This is a genomic window from Myxococcales bacterium (genome assembly GCA_016720545.1).
Classification (GTDB): Bacteria; Myxococcota_A; Polyangia; order Polyangiales; family Polyangiaceae; genus JAAFHV01.
Map to the genome: position 1 here is coordinate 1 of JADKKK010000013.1, position 21,130 is coordinate 21,130.

Genomic DNA, 21,130 nt, shown 5'->3' on the forward strand with positions numbered 1-21,130 from the left:
GGTCGCAACCACTTCCTCTTGCTGCTTGCACCCATGGCATTTGTGGCTTCAATTCTTATCGGCATCGTGCGCGCCGCCATGGATGTGCATCCCAACACGATCGTCATCATTGGGGCGGGCAGCGCGCTCGCTCTCGTCGTTGCACGGGATTTTCGACGTACACCGAAGTACATCGTGCGCCTTCGGTCCGCTAGCGGCCGCGAATTCGATCCCGTGAAATCGGGAAATGAGCGCTGGGCGGCCGACGTGGTTCGGGTCATTGATGACGGGATTTCCCACGCGAATCCCGCTGGATACGTCGGGAAGATTGAGGGGGGTCCGGCGGTGACGCTCGGCAAACAATTCGTTCATGCCACGCTTCTTTGCGGCGCTACGGTCGCGGTGCCCTGGTGGGTCGCTTTGTCGGCTACGGGCCCTTCGCAGCCTTCGAGGCCCGAGCGCGCGGAACCGGTGGTCGCTCCGGTTTCCCCGCCGCCCGCGCCTTCGGCGACCGTGCCCTACTACACCGTGAAGGACGGCGACAGTTGGTGGGCGATCTCACAGAGATTCGGGACAACTCCAGGCGAATTGGCTCGAATGAACGATAGAACCACAGAATCGCGTATTGATCCGGGGGACCGTCTAAAAGTGCCGACTCGAGTGAAGGCACCTGAATAGGAGTGCCGACTCGAGTGAAGGCACCTGAATAGGGCAACTCGCCGCTCTTCGTCGACCGTCACGTCGTCCACACGACGTAGAGATAGACCACGACCGAGGTCATCATCAGCGCGTCCACCCGATCGAGGATGCCGCCGTGGCCGGGCACGATCGCGCCGGAGTCCTTCACCCCCGTGGAGCGCTTCAAGACCGACTCGCCGAGATCGCCGGCCTGCCCCAGCGCCGTCGCGCCGAGCGCGAGCGGGACCCCGTGGAGCAACGGCAGATCGGGCAGCAGCACGGCGCGCGTGAGGAACATCCCGAAGAGGCCACCCGCGAGGCCGCCGATCGCGCCCTCCACGGTCTTCTTGGGTGACACGGCCTCGTAGAGCTTGTGCTTGCCCAGGAAGCGCCCGGCGAAATACCCGCCCGTGTCGCTCATCCACGCGAAGAAGAACGTGAGCAGCACGAACCCCGGGCCACGCGCCCCGAGATCGCGCTTCATCACCCCCATGAGGGCGAGCGAGCTCCCGATGAAGAGCGGCCCCATGCTCATGGCGGAGGCCCGCAGCGCCGCGGTCTTGATGTCGCCGAGGCGGATGAGCGTCGAGAGCGGCCCGAACATGCTGACCACGAGCAAGGTCGTGAGCAGCACGCGCGGGTCCTTCACGCCGAAGTAGGTGCCGAGCGACGCGCCCACCGTCATCGCGACGCCCATCGCCTGCGAGGGGCGATCGCCCGGGTGGGTCATGGAGAACAGCTCGTAGGCGCCGATGATCGAGGCGGGCAGCACGAGCATGTAGAAGCCCCACGAGGGGCCCTTGAGGAGCAGCAGCAAGATGAGCGGCACCCCCACGAGCGCGGTCGTCGCGCGGACCGCTAGGTTCCGGTTGGGGCTCACGGTCTCGCTCTTTGCGGCGGGCTCAGCCATGCGGATCCCACCGAATAGCACGACTCCCGCGCCGCCCGCCGGACAACCGCGTGACTCCCGCCGCGCCGTCCGTCGCCTTCTGCCTGCCGGCCCCACGCGCGCGCGCGCCGCTCGCCCGCCCCCTCCGACCGCTCGCGGCCTGCGCGGTCGCCCGCGCGCGTGGCTCGCGCACAGTGCGGCATGGCCCTCCACCTCCGCGAGCGACGCTCGCTCTCCCTCGCCGTCCTCCGTGGTCTCCGCGACGGTTCGCCCACCGGCCCGGCACGCGCGCGGCTCGGCCTCGCGGTCGTGCTCTCGATCATCCTCGTCGCGATCGTCCTCGACGACTCGGGCAACCTCCGCGAGCCCGTGGGGCTCATCACGTCGCTGCCGCTCGGCGATAAGGTGTGTCATTTCGGCATGTTCGGACTTCTCGGGTTCTTCGTCGCGCGGGTCTTCCCCGCCCCGTCGGTCCCCGGAACCGGCGGCCGCGTGCCCGCCTTCGTGGCGCTCGCGTTCCTGCTCACGGCCCTCGAGGAGCTCTCGCAGGCGTGGATCCCGTGGCGCCACTGCGACCCGTTCGATCTGCTCGCCGACGGCGCGGGCATGGCCCTCTTCACGTGGCTGGCGGTGAGAGATCGGCCGGCGGCTCTCCCGGTCGCTCAGCCGGCGGCGTCCACCCCGCCGACAGGAGAAACCTGCGGATGAGCGGGAGCCATTCGAAGCACTCGCTCTGCGAGACGGCCAGCTCGAGCAGCGGCGTGGCGCTCGCCCCTCGTGAGCGCGTGCGAAACACGATGTGCGCGCGCCCCCGCGCAGACTCCATCAGCACGCCGCGCACTCCGTGGCCACCGCCGACGAGAAAGCCAGGCTCGTCCTCCTCGGCGAGCCCGACGGATTGAAGCTCGGCGAACGGGATCTGCACCGTCGCGCCGCTCGGCCACTCGAGGGTGAGCACCTGCGAGACGGCGGTGAGCTTCACGCGTGAGAGCCGCCGCTCACGCCGCTTTCTCAGGGCGAAGAGGACCCCGCCCAGCACGAGCACGCCGAGCAACGCGACCGTGGGCGGCGCGAGACCGCACAGCGCCAGCGAGACCGCGGCGAAAAACGCGGCCTGCTTGCCGTTCTCGTGCCCGTAGTCCTCCATGGCGAGCGTGGTCGACACGAGCGCCAGCGTCGAGGGGACGTCGCCGGCGCGCACCCCGGCGGCCCTGTATGGCGTCACGGCCTCACGCGACCGCATCCACGGCCTCGCACCGCTGGCACCGCGTCAGCCCGCGAGCCGGACCTCGTCGAGCGCGCTCGCGATCGCGGGCGCGGGCGCACCCACGAGGCCAAAACGCCGCTCGCGCTGCTGGTAGCTCGCGACCGCCGCGTAGAGGTGCTCGGCTTGGTAGTCGGGCCAGAGGGCATCCTCGAAGTAGAGCTCGGCGTAGGCGAGCCCGTAGAGCAAGAAGTTCGAGATGCGGTGCTCGCCCCCCGTGCGAATCACGAGGTCGGGGTCGCCCACGGTGAGGCTCGGCATGAGCCCGTGGAGCGCGTCGGCCGTGATCTCTTCGGGAGAACACTCGCCCGCGGCCACGCGCGCGGCGAGCTCCCGCGCGGCCTGCGCGATCTCTTCGCGGCCGCCGTAGCTCAGCGCCAGGGTGAGCGTCATGTCGGTCTTGTTGGCGCTCTCCTGGCGGAGCGGGTCGAGCACGGCCCGGACGATGCCGGGCAAGCGCCCGATGTTGCCGATCGCGTTCAAGCGGATTCCGTTGTCGAGCAGCTCGTCGCGCTCCGACACGAGAAACTCGCGGAGCAGCACCCAGAGGGCGTCGACCTCCTCGCCCGGGCGCGCCCAGTTCTGTTCGCTGAAGGCGTAGAGGGTGAGGGCCGACAGTCCGAGGCGGCGCGCAGCGCGGACGACGCGACGCACGGAGAGGGAGCCCTCGCGGTGGCCGTCGGCGCGATCGAGGCCGCGCATCTGCGCCCACCGACCGTTCCCGTCCATGATGATCCCGACGTGGGACGGGAGATTTCGGGCTTCGACGACGATGGGTTCGGTCACGGGCACGGGCACGGGGGGAAGCCTTTCGCTATCACGGAGCCCCCCACGCCGCAATGTGTCGTGGGCGGGAGGCGGCGGGCGGGCCGGAGAGCAGAATGGTCGGCGGCTCGCTCACTCAGGGTAGCGCGCGGCCGGCGCGAGCGACCGGCAGCGGACGAAGGCTTGCGACCGCCCGTCGACGGGTTTCGACCGGCCCGGCAGGCGGCAGGACGCGGCGAGGGTGTGGTAAGCGAGGGGCATGCTCGTCACGCTCCGACTCCGCCTCTCCGCCCACGACGCCCACTACGCCGGCGAGCTCGTCGACGGCGCCCGCATGCTCGGGCTCTTCGGCGACGTCGCCACCGAGCTGCTCATCCGCCTCGACGGCGACGAGGGCCTCTTCCGCGCCTACGAGAGCGTCGAGTTCCTCGCGCCGGTGTTCGCGGGCGACTACATCGAGGTCGAGTGCGAGCTGTTGTCGGTCGGCAACACGAGCCGTCGCATGCGCTTCGAGGCGCGCAAGGTCGTCACCAACATTCGGCGCCCGGGGGTCCCCGCCAGCGCGGCCGAGCTGCTCGCCGAGCCCGTCGTCGTGTGCCGCGCGGTCGGCACCTGCGTGGTGCCGAAGGAGCTGCAGCGCCAGAAGGCCCTGCCCTCTGGCGTCCTCGCGGCGCGATCGCCGCGGGAGCTCGGCCCGGGCACCGAGCGGCGCGAGCTCGTCCTCGCCGCCGCGATCGTGGGCGCCGAAGTCACACGCGACCAGACGCCCTATCTACCTATCACTGCTCAGGAAATCGCCGACGAGGCGGCCCGCTGCCGCGAGGCCGGGTGCGCTGTCATCCACCTGCACGTGCGCGACGCCGACGGCTCCCCCACCCAGGCGCGCGAGCGCTTCGCCGAGGCGATCGAGGCGATCACGCAGAAGACCGACTGCATCGTGCAGACCTCCACCGGCGGGGCCGTGGGCATGAGCATCGCCGAGCGCGCCGGACCGCTCGGGTGCCGCCCGGAGATGGCGACGCTGAACCTCGGCACGGTGAACTTCGGCGACGACGTGTTCGTGAACACGCGCCCGGACATCCGCGGGCTCGCGCGGCTCATCCGCGACGCAGGCAGCGTCCCCGAGCTCGAGTGCTACGAGGTCGGCCACGTCGAGGAGGGGCTCGCGCTCGCGAAGGAGGGCCTGCTCTCCGCGCCGTACCACTTCCAGTTCGTCCTCGGCATCGCCGGGGCGATCGGCGCCAGCGAGGAGAACCTGCGCACCCTCGTCGCGCGGCTCCCGCCCGACGCGACCTGGGCCGTAGCCGCCGTGGGGCGTCATCAGCGCCCGATGACCGAGCTCGCGATGCGGCTCGGCGGTCACGCGCGCGTCGGCCTGGAGGACAACATCTACCTGGAGAAGGGCGTGCTCGCGAAGGGCTCGGCGCCCCTCGTGGCGCGCGCCGCCGAGTACGCGCGCAGCATCGGCCGGACGCCGCTCGAGCCGGAGCAGGCGCGCGCCCACCTCGGCCTGCCGTCCCGCCGCGTGTAGGGCGCGGGCGGGAAAAGCCTGCGGACTACAACGACTCGACGCCCACCGACGGAGCACACGTGGGGACGTGGGGGCGCTACCGCGCTACCGCACCCACCTGGCCGAGGGGATCGACTCACGCGGTGGGCACGCGACGACGGGCAGCTCCAAGCGAAAGAGCGTGGCGAACTCGCCGCTCGACTGAGCCTCGAGCTCTCCGCCGTGGGCGCGCAAGATGGCGCGCGCGAGCGACAACCCGAGCCCCAGGCTCCCCATGTTGCGCGCGCTCTCGGCGTGCTCGAAGGCGCGAAACAGGGCCTCTCGCTCCTCCGGCGTGAGCGCGCTCGCGAGCCCTTGCGACTCCACGTCGACGCGCACGCGGCCCTCGGTGAGCGACAGCGCCCGGAGTCGCACCCCCTTGCTCCCGAGGCGCGCGGCCGAGAGCAGCACGAGCGTGAGCGCCTGCGCCACCCGCGCGCCGTCGGCGGTGACGCGTGGGAGATCCGGCTGCAGCTCCGCGACGATGCGTGACCCCTCGAGCTCGCGCGCGTCCGCGACCGCGGCGCTCACGAGATCCTCGACGCGGGCCTCCTCGATCGTGAGGTCGAGGGCCCCGGCGTCGGCGCGGGACGCGTCGAGGATGGTGCGCACGAGGTGCAAGAGCTCGCGCCCGCGCTGCTCGATGATGGCGAGGCTCTCTCGCTGGCCGTCGGTGAGGGGCTGCCGCTTGACGAGCTCCGCGAAGCCGAGGACCGCGTTCAGCGGCGCCTTGAGGTCGTGGCTCATGGACGCGAGGAAGAGGCCACGCGTCTGCTCGACCCGCCGCTTCGCCACGATGGCGTCTTCCTGCGCGAAGGCGAACTCACGGAAGATCGTGCCCAGGCGCTCGATAGCGTCCGTCATCGCGCGCACGGGGCGGAACGTGGCCTTTTTGCGCACCCGCAGGCCCCGGAGCACGTCGCGCGCGCCCATCGCCTCGACCTGCAGCCGCGCGACCTCGACATCGTGCGAGAGGGCGGAGCCGAGGCGACTGCCCAACATCAGGGCGAAGCCGATGCCGAGCCCCGCGACGGCGAACACCAGGCTGAGCCCGGCGCCCGGCTCACCCGCGTCGAAGCGCACGACGACCGACTGCGCGCTCGCGTTCGCGACGACGAGGGGCGCGCGCACGGTGATCTCACCGCGCTGATCGGACACGGCGCGCACGCCCTCCTGGGGCTCGTCCGAGAGCGCGAGCGCGTAGCCGTGCTGCTCGGCGGCCTGGCGAACGGCCTCGAAGCCGAGCCGCTCCCCCTCCACGGGCTCGAGCGTAGCCCGCGCGAGCGCGAGCGCACATTTCACGCGCGCGTCGGCCGCGGCGGCGCGCGAGTGCGCGTAGACGAGGAGGACCGCGCCGACCGCCACGAGCGCCGCGGGCGTGGCGACGCTGAGCGCCACCCGGGCGGCGACGAGGCTCGTCGACCGCGCGTCGTCGCGCAGCTCCACGAAGGCCTCCTCGCTCACCTTCGGGGAGATCTCGGCCATCACCTCGGCGACCTGCGAGCGGAGCATCGTATAGCTCGCGAGCGAGACGCCGCTCACGATCGTGACGACCAGCGCGGCGAGCGCGACGTGCGTCGAGAGGTCCGCCTTGGCGGAGCGGGTGACGGCGAGGATCGACGCGAGCGCGCTGACGCAGAGGAAGTAGGCCGCCGTGAGGCGGGAGGGCACCCGCTGGAGCGCCCGCACCGCCTCCGACTCCGGCTCGGTGCCCTCATCCTGCGCGCGGAAGAGCCCTGCGAGAGGCCGCGTCAAAGCGAGCGCGCTGATCGCCACGGCGGTGCCGAGGAGCACGAACAGCACCATCCCTACGGGCACGAGCTCGTCGCGCAGCCCCGCGTCGAGCAGCAGCAGGGTGGGCGCGAGCGCCGCGACCACTCCGGAGGCCGCGACGTGCGCGGAGAGCTGGAACGCGAGCAGGCGCGCCGCAAAGCGCGTGTGGCCGGTCACGCCGCCCCCCCTGTCGACGGCGGCGGCGCCGAAGGCGTGACAACCATCGGAAACGAAAGGAAAAATGTCGTACCAACGCCGATCTCGCTCTCGAGCCGGATGGTGCCCCCGTGCGCGAGCACGAGGCGTCGTGCGATCGCGAGGCCGAGGCCCGAGCCACGGCGCATCCCGCGCTCGTTGGTGGCCTGTCGGTAGTCCTCGAAGACGAGCGACTGCTCCTCGGGCGCGATGCCCCGCCCCGTGTCGGAGACGGCGATCGTGACGGCGCGCCCGTCCACGCCGAGGGTGACCGCGACGGTCCCCCGCTCGGTGAACTTCACGGCGTTGCTCACGAGGTTGCCGACGACCTGCCGCAGCCTGCGAGGATCGACGTGCGCGAACAGCGGACCGTCGCCCCGCACCTCGAGCTCGATCGGGCGGCCACCGAGCGAGAGACGGGCCTCACGCACGACGTCAGTGCAGACGTGGACGACGTCGACGGCGGAGACCGCGAGCTTGAGTTGACCGCTCTCGATCGCCGAGAACTCGAGGATGTCGTTGATGAGCGAGAGCAAGTGCTGACCCGAGCCGCGGATCTGCTCCACCTCCTCGCGCGCCGCCGCCGACAGGGGGCCGTCGACCTCTTGCACGAGCAGGTCGGAGAACCCAAGGATGGCGTTCAGCGGGCTGCGCAGCTCGTGGCTCACGGCGGCGAGGAACGCCGCGCGATCGCGGTCCGCAGCGCGCGCTCGCGAGAGGTGGTCGTGATACGCCCGCTCCGCCGACGTGAAGCGCACGACGAGGCGATTGAACGCGACCGCGAGGCCGCCGATCTCGTCGATCGCGCGGATGGGCACGAGCTCGCCCGCCGGCGCCGAGCGGACCTTCGCCATCCCCTCGATCCGTCGTGTCAGGAAGTCGATATCTCGACCCGCATCGCGCGTCACGGCGAAGGCCACGGCGGCCGCCGCGAACACGAGCAGCGTGGTCAACGCGATGAGCGAGTCGATGAGGCGCGACTCCCCCTCGGCCGCGGGCGGCCGACGCGCCACGAGCACGAGCCAGGGCCCCGCGCGCACACGCCTGGCCACGAAATACGCCGTCCCGAGCCGCGTGGACGTCTCGCCGGTGCCCCGCTCGACCCACCGGGCCACCTCCGCCCGCTCGACCCCGCCGAGCGACGCGTCGACGAGCACGACGCCGTCGGCGTCGACCAGGAAGCCCTCGGCGGCCGTCCTCCGCACCGCCAGCCGCAACGCGCGCTCGCGCCCCGCAGGCGAGAGCGGCCCAAGCCGCGCGGCCAGCACGTCGGACAGCACCTCGACGCGCGCGCGCGCGTCCTGCTCCGAAGCGGCCCGGAGCTGACGGACCCCGAGCGCGCCGATCGCCACCGCGAGCAGCAAGCCGAGCGCCACCACCACCATCGGCGCGAGCGCCGCCAGCGACACGGGGCGCGCGGGGCGCCGGAGGGGCGGCCACGGCTTTTCGGCGATCATGCTCACGGCTGGCTGAGCATCGCACGCGCGCCCGGGACACCGCGAGCCGCCCGGCGCGAGACGAAGCTCGCCATGAACCTGCAGGTGATCCCCGAAGGGCCGCGCGAACGTCGATGGCGAGGCCTCGCCATGAACGACGGGAAGGAACGCGGCACCGTAGAAGTTGGCCCTCCAGCGCCTGGTCCGATACACCGCTTCGCCTCGCTGCCCCGATGACGCAGCTGCGCCGACACACCGCGGCACTTTTTTTCCGCGATTCCTCCTTTACCGATCGCGTTTCTCTCGTCATAGACACTCGCTCACCGGCACCGGAAGGAGACGGACCGCATGACCTCGACGGCACGACGCCCAGCACCGGCTCCTCCCTCGCGAGACCTTCGTCAGCGTCCCGTCAAACGCGAGGTCGAGCGGGAGCGCGACCTCCTCGCCGAGTCGGGCATGGTCCCGGTGGCGGTCACGCACGACATCCGCGTCCCGCCGGCTCGACGCCCCGTGCGCCTCCTCTCCGTCGCCGCCGCGACGGTGTCCAGCGTGACGCTGTGCGTCTTCGGCTGGCACAACGTCCAGCCCGGGGTGCTCTCGTGGGTCTTCGCGAGCCTCGAGGCGGCGCTCCACGCGGTGCGCGCGATGCGGAACGCGGTCGAGTGGGTCGTCGTCGAGGGCAGCCAGGCCATCGTCGACCTCGCGCGCCTCGACGGAGTGCTCGCCAAGAGCCCATAAGCCAAGGCGCCGGCGCGCGACGGGGGACATCGCTCCGCGCCCGCTCACGTAACGCGTGGGCCTCCGCGATCGCGCGACAAAAATGAGGACGGGCGCCTCGTCAACGACGGGCGCCCGGCCAAACGTGCCGACGTCAGCGTGACGTCGTCACGCTCGCGCGCTCACTGGATGAGGTCCTTGAGGGCCTTGAGGGCCGTCGCGCGAACCTTCTTCGAGGCCGGCTTCCCCTTGATGGTGATCGCCTCGCCGGTGAACGGGTTCTTGCCCGGACGATCCTTCGTGGCGGGCTTCTTGACCGACTTGAGCTTGAGGAGCCCCGGGATCACGAACTCGCCCGGGCCGCGGGAGCCGAGCTGCTTCTTGATGAGATCCGTCAGTCCATCAAACACGCGAGATACGCTCTTCTTGTCGAGCTCCGCGCTCTCCGCAATATCCGAAATTACCTGGGCCTTGGTCATCCGCTTCGCTGCAGCCATTTGCGCTTCCTCCTGTTGGAACCTTTGCGCTCAATCACCGATTCTTTCGCGTGTTCAGGGCGCGGTGCGAGGGCTCGGGGCCAGCGGACCGACGCTGAAGACTCGATTCGCCTCGCGCAGGGAGCCTAAAAAAAGCGCCTAGCTGCTCGGGCTGGACACATGGCTAGCATCCGGCATTCACCCCTCGCAAGGGAAAATTCGCGCGTTTTGGGCGAATTCTCACCACGAGACCCGAGAAAACAGGGGCCGACGTCGCACAGTGTCATTCGTTCAGTGGCGTGGAGGCGCGATGCGCGCGCGGCCGTTGGGCGATTGCGCGGCGCTACTTTCTCTTCTTTGTGCGCGCCGGAGCCTTCCGCGTAGGGCCTCGCGCAGGCGACGCCGCGGCCTCGGCCGCCTCGCAGAGGCGCTCGGTCTCCTTCCGCATGACGCGGTCCTCCTTGAGCGTCTGGTGGTCGTATCCGAGCAGGTGGAGGAGCCCGTGGGCGAGCAGCATGGTGAGCTCGCTCACGAGCGGGCGCCTCGCCTCGCGCGCCTGGCGCCTCGCCGTGGGCACGGACACGACCACGTCGCCGAGCAGCCCCGTCGCGACACCGCCGAACTCGCCCTCGCTGAGCGCGAACGCGAGGACGTCGGTCGGCTTGTCGAAGCCACGATATTTAAGATTTAGTTTATGTATTTGTATGTCGTCAGTTAGCAGGAATGATACTTCGTCATTGTCGATTTGACGAACGTGCATCATCGCCTCAATTCGGATCCGTAGCTCGCGGCGGCTCACGCCCTCGTGCGGGCCTCGCAGGATGCTCAAACGAAACGGCATGGCAGACTCTCTTCCTCTCGTGCGCGCTGGCGGGCGGCGCCGGCTGCGATAAGGTTCGCACCTTCTGCGCTGATCCCAACGAAATGGCCACCTCTTCTCCTTCTGCGCCTCCGTCCTTGCCTGTCGTGTCTCCGCCGCCAGCGCATCGCCCCGGGCTCCCGTTCGCCGTGTGCACGTTGGTCCCGGCCTACCAGGCGGCCAAGACCCTCCCCGACGTCGTCCACGACCTGCGGCGCGAGGTGCCCGAGGCGGCGGAGGGCCCGCGCCTCCTCGTGATCGACGACGGCTCGACCGACGGCACCGGCGCCCTCGCCCACGCGCTCGGCTGCACGGTGGTCGCCCACGGAGACAACCGTGGCAAGGGCGCGGCGCTCCGCACCGGCCTCGCGACGGCGCGGGCCTTAGGCTACGCGGCGGCGCTCTCGGTCGACGCCGACGGACAGCACCCGGGCGGCTCGGCGCGGACGGTGCTGTACGCGTCGCGTGATCCCGACGCGCTGGTGCTCGGCGTCCGCGACCTCGAGGCGGCCGGCGCGCCGCGCAACAACCAGCTGTCGAACCGCATCTCGAACTACTTTCTCTCGCTGTTCGCGGGCCAGCCCCTCGCCGACACGCAGTGCGGGCTGCGCAGGTACCCGGTGGCGCGCACCCTCGCGCTCGCCGGACGCGCGCCAGGGTACGCGTACGAGTCAGAGCTGCTCCTCCGCGCGGTCGAGGCGAGGCTGCCGCTCGTGGAGACCGTCGTGCCGGTCCTCTACCCGCCCGGCGAGCTCCGCGTGACCCACTTCGACTCGGTCCGCGACCCCGCCCGCATCGTCGTGAACGTGCTCTCGACCCTCCACGAGCTCTCGCGAGACCGCGCGCGCGGTCCTCGCGGAAGCGCGCGGTGAACCCGCTCGCGCGACACCGGAGGACGCTCGTCGCGCTCGCGGCGTTGGTCGCGGCGCCGCTCGCCGCGCACGGCCTCGTGGGCGTCTTCGTGCGGGTCGTCCCGCCCGCGATCACGGTCCCCGCGCTCGAGCGCGGCGGGAGCGCGGGGATGACCACCGCCGGCGCGGGCCGCGCGACGCGCGCGCGCGGCGTGATCGAGGCGCACCTCTCGGGCACGCCGGAGGAGATCGGCGCCCAGCACTCGACGCTCCTCTACCGGCCGATGGTCGAGAACGAGCGCGACGTGTGGGCTGGCTTCTCGGCGGTCGTGCCGTTCGCGCCCGCGAGGGCGGCGATGTTCGACTTCGGGCGCGTGCGGCACCGCAACGTCGACAAGAACTTCCCCGACCACCGGCGACGCGAGCTCGCCGCGCAAGCCGCGCGGTTCTCCCCCGACCCCTACGAGGGCAGGCTCCCCACCTACGAGCGCATGGTGTTCTTGCACGCGCTCTACGACATCTCGCTCGGCTTCGAAGGCTCGCCGCTGCTCGGCTGCTCGGCCTTCGGCCTGGGCGGCGCCGCCACGGTCGACGGGCACACGCTCGTCGCGCGGGCGTTCGACTTCGACGTCGCGGAGGTCTTCGACCGCGACAAGGCGGTGTTCTTCGTGAAGCCCGCCGGCGCGATCCCGTTCGCGAGCGTGTCGTGGCCCGGCCTCGTGGGCGTGCTCACGGGCATGAACGCGGAGGGCGTGTTCGTGTCGGTGAACGGCGCGCGCGCGCGCGAGCCCGAGACCCGCGGCGTGCCCGTGGTGCTCTCGCTGCGCGAGACCCTCGAGCGCGCGCACACGACCGAGGAGGCGACGCGGATCCTCGCCGACCAGGAGGTGATGGTCTCCCACCTCGTGTTCGTCGCCGACGCGCGCGGCTCGTTCGCCGTGGTCGAGCGCGCCCCGCACACCGCGGCGCACGTGGTGACCCACTTTCGCGATTCAGCGCGCGTCGCGCTCACGAACCACTTCGAGGGGCCCCTGAAGGACGACCCTCGCGACCGCGCCGTGCGCGCGACCTCGACCACGCTCGCGCGGCGCGCGCGCCTAGACGAGCTCCTGGGCACCGTGCCCGCACGCTCGGCCACACCCACCTCGACCCTCGCGATGCTCCGCGACCACACGTGCGCCCGCTCCGAGGGCCCGTGTGCCCTGGGTGACCGGCGCACCATCGACGCGCTCATCGCGACGCACGGCGTCATCGCGGACACGACGGCCCGCACCCTGTGGGTGAGCGCTGGGCCCCATTTGTCCGGGAGATTCATCGGGTTCGATTTGTCGCGAGAGCTTGCTACGAATGAAGGGACCGCTCCGGTCCGAGAACCGATGCCCCTCCCAGAGGATCCCCTGCTCCACGACGCCAGCGCGTACGCCGAGGGTCGAAAGCGCGCGGGGGGCCCGCTCCTCGCCGCACCGCCGAGGACCCCTTGACGCCTCCCTCCACGCCCGCCATGACGCCCGAGTTGCCTGCCATGACGCCCGATTCGCCCGATTCGCCCGACTCTGCCACCGCGGGCCGCTTGCGGCGCCGCGACCTGTTCGCCGGGCTCGCCGGGGTCACGTGCGCGTCGGTGGTGGGGCGCGCGCACGCCGACGAGGCGGAGCGGCGCCCGGTCGTCGGTGCCCAGCTCGAGGCGCTGTTCCGCGAGATCGCGCAGGCGCGGCGGGGCGTGCGATCGTTCAGCGGCCCCTTCACACAGACTCGCAAGCTCGGCCTCATGAAGGCGAAGGTCACGTCGCAAGGGCGCGTCACGCTGGTGCTCCCGGACCGTCTGCGATGGGAGCTCCTCCCGCCTGACGAGGTCATCTACTGGGTCACGCCCGAGGGGCTCGCGTACCGCAACCGCTCGAGCCAGGGCGCGGTGGGCACGAGCGACGCCCGCAGCCTGTCCGAGGGCCTCGAGGACCTCCGCGCGATGCTCGGCGGTGAGCTCGGGGGCCTGCGCAAGCGCTACGATCTCTCGGCGTTCATGCGCGGCGACGACGCCGTGTTCGAGGCGGTCGCGCGGGCGTCCACGCCGGGGCACGACCCGCGCGCGCGAGGGCTCGCCTCGTTCTCGTTCGGCATCGGCAAAGACCGCGCTCGACCCGCGTTCGCCTCGCTCGTGGAGCGCAACGGCGATCGCAGCGACATTCGCTTCGGAGAGCTCCGGCTCAACGTCCCGGTCGAGCCACGCACGATGCACCTCTGAGGTGCGCATGACCGCGACGCGGGGGAGCGGGCGCGTGCCCGGTGAGCTCAGCGCTCGGGAGTCCCCACGCGGAGGCGCGCCATCGAACGTCGGGCCACCTCCAGCGCTTGGTCCAGGTCGGCGAGCAGCTCGCGGTGCTCCGACTGCGACTCGGGACTGGGCGGGCAGCGCGATGTAATGCGTCGGCTGGGGATCTCCTCGTCGTGCAGTTCGCTCGTCGGATTGTCCTGCGTACCCATCGTACCTCCGCGGGCGGGCAAGCAAAACCCGCGCCAGTTCGCGCCACAAGAATCTCGCCACCTCGTCGCACCGCCACACAACGCGACATTGCAGGCGTGCAATGGGGTCGACCCAGCCGTGCAAGGGTGCCGACGTCGAGCGCGCGTGTCTCGCGCCTGCATCGTCCCGTTGAACTTGGCCCGCGCGCGAGATGTCCCACATGGTGCGTGCATGACCATGCGCTCCGAGGCCCCCCTCTCCCTCCCCGCGCAGCCCGAGCGGCGGCGCCACCGCGTGTATCTTACACGCAACACCGAGTACCACTTTCGCGACGGGTTCTGCGTCGCCGTCCGCGATCGGCGCTCCGGCACGTTCTTGCCGGGACATCTCGCCCTGCGGCGGCGTATCCAGGGTTCGCTCCGCTTCCACACGAACGGCGCGATCGTCCCGAACCCGGGCGAGCCCGAGGCCGGCGAGGCCCTCTGCTTCTCGCAGGGCGAGCGCGATCTCGTGACGAGCCCGCTGGAGTCCGTCGAGCGCCCGCCTCGCGAGCTCGTGGAGGCCTACCCGACGCTGCCGCCGGGCCGCCCGAAGCGCAAACGCTGACCTTCGACGCTTCTCAAGGAGTGCATTTCTTGAGAGGCTGCGGGTCCGATGCTCGCGGTCCCCACACGCGCCGAAGCCCGCGGGCGCCCGCTCGAGAGCGCCCGGCTCGTGCTCACCCCGCTCGACCCACTGGACGCGCGTGAGATGTTTGCGTCGGTCGAGGCCTCACGCGCGCACCTGGAGCCGTGGCTCCCGTGGGTGCCCTACACTGTCGATCTCGACTCCACGCTGCGCTACGCGGAGTCGAGCGCCTCGGACTGGGACCTCGGCCGCGGCTGCCGCCTCGCGATCCGCGAGCGCGCCACGCGCCGGTTCGTGGGCGTGGTTGGCCTCGAGGCGCTCTCGCACATGCACGAGAACGCGGACCTCGGGTACTGGCTGCGGCTCGACTGCTCCGGCCGAGGCTACATGACCGAGGCCGCGAACCAGGTCGTGGTGTGGGCCTTCAGCGTCCTGCGCGCGCACCGCGTCCGCGTGGCCGCCGCGACCGACAACCACGCGTCGCTCGCGGTGATTCGCAGGCTCGGCTTCCGGCTCGAGGGCATCGCCCGCGAGGCCGAGCGCTGCCACGGCCGCTGGCTCGATCACGCGATGTTCTCGCTCCTCGCGACCGACGCGAGGAGCGTGTAGTTTGCAGGTTCAGGCGGGGCCGCTCTCGCGGAGCCCGTCGACCAGGGCCCGAAGGCGCGGGATGCCCTGAACGGCGCGCGAGCCGTACCAGCAGATGTCCTTGCCGCTCGTCCGAACGACCGCGCCCCGCCGCGCGGCCGGGGTGTCCTGCGCGAGAAACACACGCGCGTCTTGCTCGGAGAACGGGTGAGGCTCGTCGGGCAGCAGGACGAGCTCCGGCGCGCGCGCGACGACCTCGTCGAGCGTGATGCGGGGGTAGCGCGTGTCGCGCCCGGCCACCTGCTCGGGCGGCAGGGGCGCGCGCTTGCCGAGATCGGCGGCCAGCGGGTAGCGGCGCTCGCGATCCGCGAACACGTTGGCCGCCCCGGCGAGATCGAGCGCGTCGCTGATGTAGGTGCGGTCGTGGATGGTCATGAGCGGGTCCATCCAGATGGGGCAGAACGTGCCGAGCGGCGTTCGCCTGCCGCGCGCCGCCTCGGCCTCGCGGAGCATCTGGTAGCCGTCGCGTACGAGGTCGCGGACCGCGGGGTCGCCCTCGACGTGGAACGCGCGCGCGAGCCTCGCCATGTGGGCGATGCCCTGGGCGACGCGGGTCGGGAACGCGATGAACACGCGCACGCCCCGCTTCACGAGCTTCTCGAGGTCGGCCTTCGTGTTCTCCTCCTTGTTGGCGAGCACGAGATCCGGGGCGAGATCGCAGACGTCGTCGATCCGAGGGTTCTTCGTGCCGCCCACGGAGGGCACGCCCGCGACCAGCGACGCGGGCAGCTCACAGTAGTCGGTGCGCCCCACGAGGGCCCCTCCAACACCGAGATCGGCGAGCGTGAGCGTGTCGCTCGGCACGAGGGACACCACGCGCTTCGGCGCCACGTTGAAGATGTGCTGGCGCTGCAGCTCGTCGAAGAGGATGTTCATCGCGTAGTGCGTTTACTCGAAGTCGTCGGGCGGCGGCAGTGGGGGCGGCCCTCCGTCGGCGTGCGGGCCGATCAAGGCGGCACACTCGGCCCACGCCGCGTCCGTGCACCGGCGCCGCGAGCGCGCCACACACGCCAAGATGCCGTCCGCCTGGCGCTCGACCACGCGATCGAGGACGAACTCGCAGCCGCGCGCGCACTCGGCCTCGGAGCACGCGGCGCCGGCCTTCGCGACGCACGCGAGCGCGCACTGCTCGACCGGGTGCGGCGGACGCGCCGGCGCGGGGCACGCGACCAGGGCGAGCGACGCGAGCGACGCGAGGGCCAGGCTCGCCAGCAAGGCGGAGACGCGCGCGCTTCGCTTCATCGCGCGGGCGCCTCGCGCTGGAACGTGACGAACTCGACGCCGTCGGTCTCGCCGGCCACGCGCTCGGTCTCGTGGAACCCCGCGAGGCCCTCGAGCGGGAAGAACACGTCGGCCTCGACGTCGCGGTGGAGCCGCGTCAGGAACACCCGCGTGACCCGCGGGAGCGCGTCGCGGTAGATCGCCGCGCCGCCGATCACGCGCGGCTCGTCGTCCCCTTCCCACGCGAGCGCGAGGGCCTGGTCGAGGGAGGTCGCCGTCTCGCAGCCCGGCGCCTCGAGCGCTCGGTCGCGGCTGACGATGATGTTCCGTCGACCCGGCAGCGGCCGCCCGATCGACGCGTGGGTCCTGCGCCCCATGACGACGGCGTGCCCCAACGTCACGTTCCTAAAGTGACGCAAGTCCTCAGGAATATGCCAAGGCATCCCGCCCTTCAGGCCGATCGCCCCGGCGTTGGCGACACACGCGACGAGCGCGAGCGGTCTCACACACTCACCTCGGCGCGGATGGCCGGATGCGGGTCGTAGCCCTCGAGCGCGACGTCGTCGAAGCGGTAGTCCCAGGGCTCCTTCGGGGGGCCGAGGATGGTGAGCTTGGGAGCGGGGCGCGGCGCCCGCGCGAGCTGGGTGCGGGCCTGGTCGAGGTGGTTCAGGTAGAGGTGCGCGTCGCCGAAGGTGTGGACGAGCTCGCCCACGCGGAGCCCGGTCGAGTGCGCGAGCAAGTGCGTGAGCAGCGCGTAGCTCGCGATGTTGAAGGGCACGCCGAGGAAGAGATCGGCGCTCCGCTGGTAGAGCTGACAGGACAGCTCGCCGTCCTGCACGTAGAGCTGGAAGAGCGTGTGGCAGGGCGGCAACGCCACGAGATCGGCCTCGCGTGGGTTCCACCCCGTGACGACGAGGCGGCGGCTCGCGGGACGCTCGCGCAGATCGCGGGCCACCCGCGCGATCTGGTCGACGCCGTCGTTCTCGTAGCCGCCGGTGGCCGCGGCCGTGGCGCCGAAGTTTCGCCACTGGTGCCCGTAGACGGGCCCGAGCTCGCCCGCTTCGCGACCGAAGCGCGCGGTCTGCTCGGGCGTCGCCCACTCGTCCCAGATTCGTACGTTGTCGGCCTTGAGCGAGCGCGTGTGGGTCTCGCCGCGGAGGAACCAGAAGAGCTCGTGCGCGACCGAGCGGAAGTGGACCTTCTTCGTCGTGAGCAGCGGGAAGCCTTCGCGGAGATCGAAGCGAAGCTGGTGCCCGAAGATGCCCAACGTGCCGGTGCCGGTGCGGTCTTCTCGACGCTTGCCCCGGGTAAGCACGTGCTCGAGGAGGTCGAGATAGCGCTGCATCCGCCCGCGACTCTAGCAGCGGGGCGCGCGAGGATTCAACGCCACGCGCTCCGCGGTCGCGCCGCGCCTCAGTTGAGCGCCATGAGCGAGACGACCTTGAACGCGCCCTTCTCGACGACGAACTCCTGGCGGCGCGACCAGCCGCGCGCGCCGAGGGTCACCGTGTGGCGCCCCGCGGGCAGGCGCGCGCGACCGAAGACGACGCGCGCAGGGAGGGTCTCCCAGCTCCGCGTGTCCGGCGTGTCGGCCGCCGTGAGCGCGGCCTGCGTGAACAGCGAGAGCAGCGTGCCGATGAGGTCGCCGTTCTTGCCGCCCGCGGCGCTGCCCACCGCGCCCACCGCCGAGCCGGCGGCGTAGCGCGCGATCATGCGGGTGATGGCGCTCGCGATGATGCGGCCCTCGATGCGCTCCCACGCGCGCCGCACCTCGCGCGAGACGTCGGCGACCTGCGAGAGCTCGAGGTAGCGCCCGTCGAGCTGGGCCGAGGGCGTCGCGTACGCCCCCTGCCCGGGCGCGAGCCTCGGGAAGTTGATCCAGGTGACGAGCCCCTGCGCGGCGAGCTTGTTCGCGGCGGCGACGTCGGGCCCGTGCACGTGGCCAGCGGCCAGCGTGAGCGCGAGGCCAATGGGGACGCGCTCAGCAATTTTGTGGGGCACGCGGCCGTGCCCGACGACGATGAGCACGTCGCCCGCGTCGGGATCGGACGGGGTGTCGCCCCTCCCTCCCCCGCTCTGCGCCAGCGCCGTGAGGCGAGGGCTCGAGTAGTTTCCGCGCGGGAGCAGATCGTGGACGGCGGGCGCGAGCGCGGGGTACGCGCCGAACGCGAGCGCCTCGTCGTAGTAGCGGAGCGCCTCGTCGGTGTCGCCCGACTTCTCGAAGGCGAAGCCCGCGAGCACGCCGCCGAGCGCGAGCATTCCGTTGTCGGATTCCTTCAGAACATCGCGCAGATAGCGCGTCATGACGGCGAGCCGCCGCGCCTCGACCTTGGCCCCCGAGAGGTCTCCCGTCTCCAGGTAGTTCAGCATGTTCAGCGCGTTGATGAGCAGCTTCTCGTGCGGCGGCGCGATGTACTTGCCCGCGGAGTCGCTGAAGACCCACGTGCCGATGGCATCGAGCGACGACTTCGACAGGTCGAGCATGTCGATGGCCTTGTCGGCCGCCTGGAAGTCGCGCTTGCTGTCGTCGAACGCGAGGACCGACTGCTGGATGCTCGCTCGGTCGAGCACGAGGAGCGCGTTGTCGCCGACCACCTCCGCGGGGAGATCCTTCGAGCTCTTCACCTCGAGCTCCTCGTTCACCGCCGCGAGCGCCGCCTTGGAGTCGCCCTCGTCGAGCGCGGTGCGCATGCGGAGCGTGCGCGCCTCGTGGCCGCCGCAGCCGCTGAGGACGAGCGCCGCGCCGGCGATCGACGCCGCCGCGACCGCGCGAGCGAGGCGTGCGAGGGTGCGCACCTAGCGCACCATTTTGGTCACGTAGGCCTTGTGCTGCCAGACGATGGCGCTCGTCTCGACCTCGATCACCTGCATGAACATGAAGTACTGCACGCGGCGAGCGTCCTCGGAGCGCTCGTCGGCGGCCTGCACCTTGCCGGTCACGTAGTACTTCACGCCGAGCTGGCGCCCGTACTTGGGCACGCTCGCCTGGTTGAACACGCCGCTCCGGCCGCCTTCGACCTCGGCGATCATCGCGTTCTGACGCTCACGGCTGATGAGCTTCACGACCTGCGACTCGATGAGCCAGGACTCGGTCTCGCTCAAAATCGCGTCGAGCTGCGAGTCGATGTGCTCGCTCGTGGTGTTCGCGAAGGGGAAGATGGCCACGGTGGCCTGGGGATTCTGCGTGCGCCACTGGTTCATGATGGGCGCGGAGCGCAGGTGGTTGAGGTTCTCGTGGAGCATCCGCTGGATGTCCTCCTTGTCGAGGCCGGTGCTCATCGCGGCGTTGTCGATGCTGGGCTCCTGAGAGCCCCGCACGACCTCGCGACCGCCGCAGCCCACGGCGAACGTACCCAACGTACCCAACGTACCCAACGTACCGAGCGCACCGAGCGCACCGAGCGCACCGACCGCGACGAGCGGCGCAGCCAACCGCGCCACGTTTCTGAAGAACCTAGACATCGTCATTCCTCCGAAAGAGAGCCCGCGAGCCCAACGATTTGGACGGCCGGCTGCACGAAATGATGCAAGATTCGCGCTCGCGGGTGGCACGACACCGAGCGCCCGAACGCGCAGTGTTCGCCAAGAGCCGGGCACACGGCGCGAGAACGGACGTTCACGGGGTTCGCCGGGTCACGGCGCCAGGGCCCGGTCGAGGGCGCCGGAGAGTACCGGCGCGTCGCTGGCCCCCTCGATGCGCTCCTGGCCGATCCAGAGCGTTGGGAGGCCGTGACCGCCGGCGACCTTGAACTCCTCCGAGTCGGCGAGGATCCGCGCGTCGGTGGAGGGATCCTTCACGCACGCACGGTAGGCCTCGAGATCGACGCCGGAGGCCTTCGCGACGTCCTCGCAGCCGCGCGGGTCGAGGTCGGAGGGGGGCGTGGCGAAGAGCGCGTCGGCGACCGCGTCACCCTTGCCGAGCTTGTCGGCGCAGACGCTCGCGCGCGCCGCGTTGATGGCGTTCAGGTGCATCGGCAGCGGCACCTGCTTGCGGGCCACGCGGACGCGGTCGGCGTGGCGTTTGAGCAGCGGCGCGAGCTCCTTGTGGTTGCGCCGACACCAGGGGCACTCGAAGTCGACGAAGTCGACGACCGTGGCCTTGCCGGGCGGCGTCTTGGCGAGCTCGGCGCGAATGGCCGGGGGCACCGAGGGCTTCACCACGAGCGAGAGCGCCGCGGGCACGACCATCGAGGCCGTCAACAGGCCCGCCGTGGCCATCGACGCGCCGCGGCCGGGCGGCGGGTCCCACGCGGTGCGGTAGCGGACCACGGCGGCGCCGAGGAGCAGCACCGCCGCCACGTCCGAGACGACGCAGTAAGGGCAGAGCTGTCGCATGCGGAACTGCACGCCGAGGAGGGCCACGGAGACGACGGCGGCGAAGGTGGCCATGCACGCCTGCGCGAAGCGGACCTGGGCGCCGCGAAGCCCCGTGAGCACGCCGAGCATGACGAACGCGGCGACGCCGAACGCGGGCGTGGGGACGCCGAGAACGTGGGCGAACACCGTGCGCTTCACAGCGTCGCAGCCGCCCCCCTGTGCGCAAAAGATAGGCACGGGTCGCGTGTAGTCTACAAGCAATACGGTGCTCGCGGCGAGGGCGAACAGGGCCGGCACGAGGAGCGAGGCCCAGCGGGCAGCGTCGTTGGCGCGCATCGAGGTGGTCTCTTCCTTCGCCCGCAGCGCGCGAGAACGCAAGCGCGACGACCGCCACCGAGCTTTGTCGCCGCGCGTTTCTCGCG

Annotated in this window: 24 protein-coding genes; 9 read left to right on the forward strand and 15 right to left on the reverse strand. The window is 71.2% G+C overall.

The window, feature by feature from the left end; genetic code table 11:
* Positions 1 to 33 precede the first annotated feature (33 nt).
* Positions 34 to 657 (forward strand): LysM peptidoglycan-binding domain-containing protein, encoded by a 624-nt coding sequence (locus IPQ09_21525; protein ID MBL0196754.1) that lies wholly within the window; start codon positions 34 to 36, stop codon positions 655 to 657.
* A 58-nt stretch (positions 658 to 715) separates the two neighbouring features.
* Here the strand turns inward: IPQ09_21525 and IPQ09_21530 are convergent, their stop codons facing one another.
* Complete coding sequence (locus IPQ09_21530; GenBank protein ID MBL0196755.1) at positions 716 to 1,567, reverse strand: phosphatidate cytidylyltransferase; 852 nt, start codon at positions 1,565 to 1,567, stop codon at positions 716 to 718.
* Between the two features lie 159 nt (positions 1,568 to 1,726).
* Here IPQ09_21530 and IPQ09_21535 point away from each other — a divergent pair, with 159 nt between their 5' ends.
* Positions 1,727 to 2,254, forward strand: coding sequence for a VanZ family protein (locus IPQ09_21535; GenBank protein ID MBL0196756.1), 528 nt, complete (start codon positions 1,727 to 1,729; stop codon positions 2,252 to 2,254).
* On the opposite strand, the gene IPQ09_21540 is transcribed toward IPQ09_21535, so the two are convergent.
* Positions 2,163 to 2,771: a hypothetical protein gene (locus IPQ09_21540; GenBank protein MBL0196757.1), complete on the reverse strand. Its 609-nt coding sequence runs from the start codon at positions 2,769 to 2,771 to the stop codon at positions 2,163 to 2,165. The two genes, IPQ09_21535 and IPQ09_21540, sit on opposite strands and share 92 nt — an antisense overlap.
* 45 nt (positions 2,772 to 2,816) lie before the next feature.
* On the reverse strand, positions 2,817 to 3,584 hold the full coding sequence (gene uppS / locus IPQ09_21545; protein ID MBL0196758.1) for a di-trans,poly-cis-decaprenylcistransferase: 768 nt from the start codon (positions 3,582 to 3,584) through the stop codon (positions 2,817 to 2,819).
* Between the two features lie 325 nt (positions 3,585 to 3,909).
* Between uppS and IPQ09_21550 the strand changes: the two genes are divergently transcribed.
* Positions 3,910 to 5,106, forward strand: coding sequence for a 3-keto-5-aminohexanoate cleavage protein (locus tag IPQ09_21550; protein MBL0196759.1), 1,197 nt, complete (start codon positions 3,910 to 3,912; stop codon positions 5,104 to 5,106).
* Positions 5,107 to 5,190: 84 nt separating this feature from the next.
* Here IPQ09_21550 and IPQ09_21555 read toward each other — a convergent pair whose 3' ends face one another.
* Positions 5,191 to 7,074 (reverse strand): hypothetical protein, encoded by a 1,884-nt coding sequence (locus tag IPQ09_21555; GenBank protein MBL0196760.1) that lies wholly within the window; start codon positions 7,072 to 7,074, stop codon positions 5,191 to 5,193.
* Positions 7,071 to 8,555, reverse strand: coding sequence for a HAMP domain-containing histidine kinase (locus tag IPQ09_21560; protein ID MBL0196761.1), 1,485 nt, complete (start codon positions 8,553 to 8,555; stop codon positions 7,071 to 7,073). Before IPQ09_21560 ends, IPQ09_21555 begins: the two co-directional genes overlap by 4 nt.
* Before the next feature lie 321 nt (positions 8,556 to 8,876).
* Here IPQ09_21560 and IPQ09_21565 point away from each other — a divergent pair, with 321 nt between their 5' ends.
* The gene (locus IPQ09_21565) at positions 8,877 to 9,269 is read left to right on the forward strand and encodes a hypothetical protein (protein MBL0196762.1); all 393 of its coding nucleotides are present in this window, start codon (positions 8,877 to 8,879) and stop codon (positions 9,267 to 9,269) included.
* Positions 9,270 to 9,430: 161 nt separating this feature from the next.
* Here IPQ09_21565 and IPQ09_21570 read toward each other — a convergent pair whose 3' ends face one another.
* The gene (locus IPQ09_21570) at positions 9,431 to 9,745 is read right to left on the reverse strand and encodes an HU family DNA-binding protein (protein ID MBL0196763.1); all 315 of its coding nucleotides are present in this window, start codon (positions 9,743 to 9,745) and stop codon (positions 9,431 to 9,433) included.
* 322 nt (positions 9,746 to 10,067) lie between these two features.
* Positions 10,068 to 10,565: an rRNA maturation RNase YbeY gene (gene ybeY / locus IPQ09_21575; GenBank protein MBL0196764.1), complete on the reverse strand. Its 498-nt coding sequence runs from the start codon at positions 10,563 to 10,565 to the stop codon at positions 10,068 to 10,070.
* Positions 10,566 to 10,648: 83 nt separating this feature from the next.
* Here ybeY and IPQ09_21580 point away from each other — a divergent pair, with 83 nt between their 5' ends.
* Genes IPQ09_21580 through IPQ09_21590 form a run of 3 tightly spaced genes read left to right on the forward strand, consistent with a single transcriptional unit; the run spans position 10,649 to position 13,676 of the window.
* A complete protein-coding gene (locus IPQ09_21580) occupies positions 10,649 to 11,455 on the forward strand; it encodes a glycosyltransferase family 2 protein (protein MBL0196765.1) in 807 nt (268 codons plus the stop codon).
* Complete coding sequence (locus IPQ09_21585; GenBank protein ID MBL0196766.1) at positions 11,452 to 12,915, forward strand: hypothetical protein; 1,464 nt, start codon at positions 11,452 to 11,454, stop codon at positions 12,913 to 12,915. The genes IPQ09_21580 and IPQ09_21585 overlap by 4 nt, the downstream gene beginning before the upstream one ends.
* 41 nt (positions 12,916 to 12,956) lie before the next feature.
* The gene (locus IPQ09_21590; protein ID MBL0196767.1) at positions 12,957 to 13,676 is read left to right on the forward strand and encodes an outer membrane lipoprotein carrier protein LolA; all 720 of its coding nucleotides are present in this window, start codon (positions 12,957 to 12,959) and stop codon (positions 13,674 to 13,676) included.
* Positions 13,677 to 13,723: 47 nt separating this feature from the next.
* Here the strand turns inward: IPQ09_21590 and IPQ09_21595 are convergent, their stop codons facing one another.
* Complete coding sequence (locus tag IPQ09_21595; GenBank protein MBL0196768.1) at positions 13,724 to 13,915, reverse strand: hypothetical protein; 192 nt, start codon at positions 13,913 to 13,915, stop codon at positions 13,724 to 13,726.
* A gap of 211 nt (positions 13,916 to 14,126) precedes the next feature.
* Here IPQ09_21595 and IPQ09_21600 point away from each other — a divergent pair, with 211 nt between their 5' ends.
* Complete coding sequence (locus tag IPQ09_21600; protein MBL0196769.1) at positions 14,127 to 14,501, forward strand: hypothetical protein; 375 nt, start codon at positions 14,127 to 14,129, stop codon at positions 14,499 to 14,501.
* Between the two features lie 48 nt (positions 14,502 to 14,549).
* Entirely contained in the window at positions 14,550 to 15,131 is a 582-nt protein-coding gene (locus IPQ09_21605) for a GNAT family N-acetyltransferase (GenBank protein ID MBL0196770.1), read from the forward strand.
* Between the two features lie 9 nt (positions 15,132 to 15,140).
* On the opposite strand, the gene IPQ09_21610 is transcribed toward IPQ09_21605, so the two are convergent.
* The 7 genes from IPQ09_21610 to IPQ09_21640 all read right to left on the reverse strand — a co-directional run bounded on the left by IPQ09_21610 (position 15,141) and on the right by IPQ09_21640 (position 21,086).
* A complete protein-coding gene (locus IPQ09_21610) occupies positions 15,141 to 16,046 on the reverse strand; it encodes an ABC transporter substrate-binding protein (GenBank protein MBL0196771.1) in 906 nt (301 codons plus the stop codon).
* Between the two features lie 12 nt (positions 16,047 to 16,058).
* Positions 16,059 to 16,412, reverse strand: a complete 354-nt coding sequence (locus tag IPQ09_21615) for a hypothetical protein (GenBank protein MBL0196772.1) — start codon at positions 16,410 to 16,412, stop codon at positions 16,059 to 16,061.
* The gene (locus IPQ09_21620; GenBank protein ID MBL0196773.1) at positions 16,409 to 16,897 is read right to left on the reverse strand and encodes a dihydrofolate reductase; all 489 of its coding nucleotides are present in this window, start codon (positions 16,895 to 16,897) and stop codon (positions 16,409 to 16,411) included. The genes IPQ09_21615 and IPQ09_21620 overlap by 4 nt, the downstream gene beginning before the upstream one ends.
* Entirely contained in the window at positions 16,894 to 17,736 is an 843-nt protein-coding gene (gene thyA, locus IPQ09_21625) for a thymidylate synthase (protein ID MBL0196774.1), read from the reverse strand. The genes IPQ09_21620 and thyA overlap by 4 nt, the downstream gene beginning before the upstream one ends.
* Positions 17,737 to 17,804: 68 nt before the next feature.
* Positions 17,805 to 19,187 (reverse strand): hypothetical protein, encoded by a 1,383-nt coding sequence (locus tag IPQ09_21630; protein ID MBL0196775.1) that lies wholly within the window; start codon positions 19,185 to 19,187, stop codon positions 17,805 to 17,807.
* On the reverse strand, positions 19,188 to 19,853 hold the full coding sequence (locus IPQ09_21635) for a penicillin-binding protein activator LpoB (protein ID MBL0196776.1): 666 nt from the start codon (positions 19,851 to 19,853) through the stop codon (positions 19,188 to 19,190). It lies immediately after the preceding gene.
* Positions 19,854 to 20,024: 171 nt separating this feature from the next.
* On the reverse strand, positions 20,025 to 21,086 hold the full coding sequence (locus tag IPQ09_21640; GenBank protein MBL0196777.1) for a thioredoxin domain-containing protein: 1,062 nt from the start codon (positions 21,084 to 21,086) through the stop codon (positions 20,025 to 20,027).
* Positions 21,087 to 21,130 lie beyond the last annotated feature (44 nt).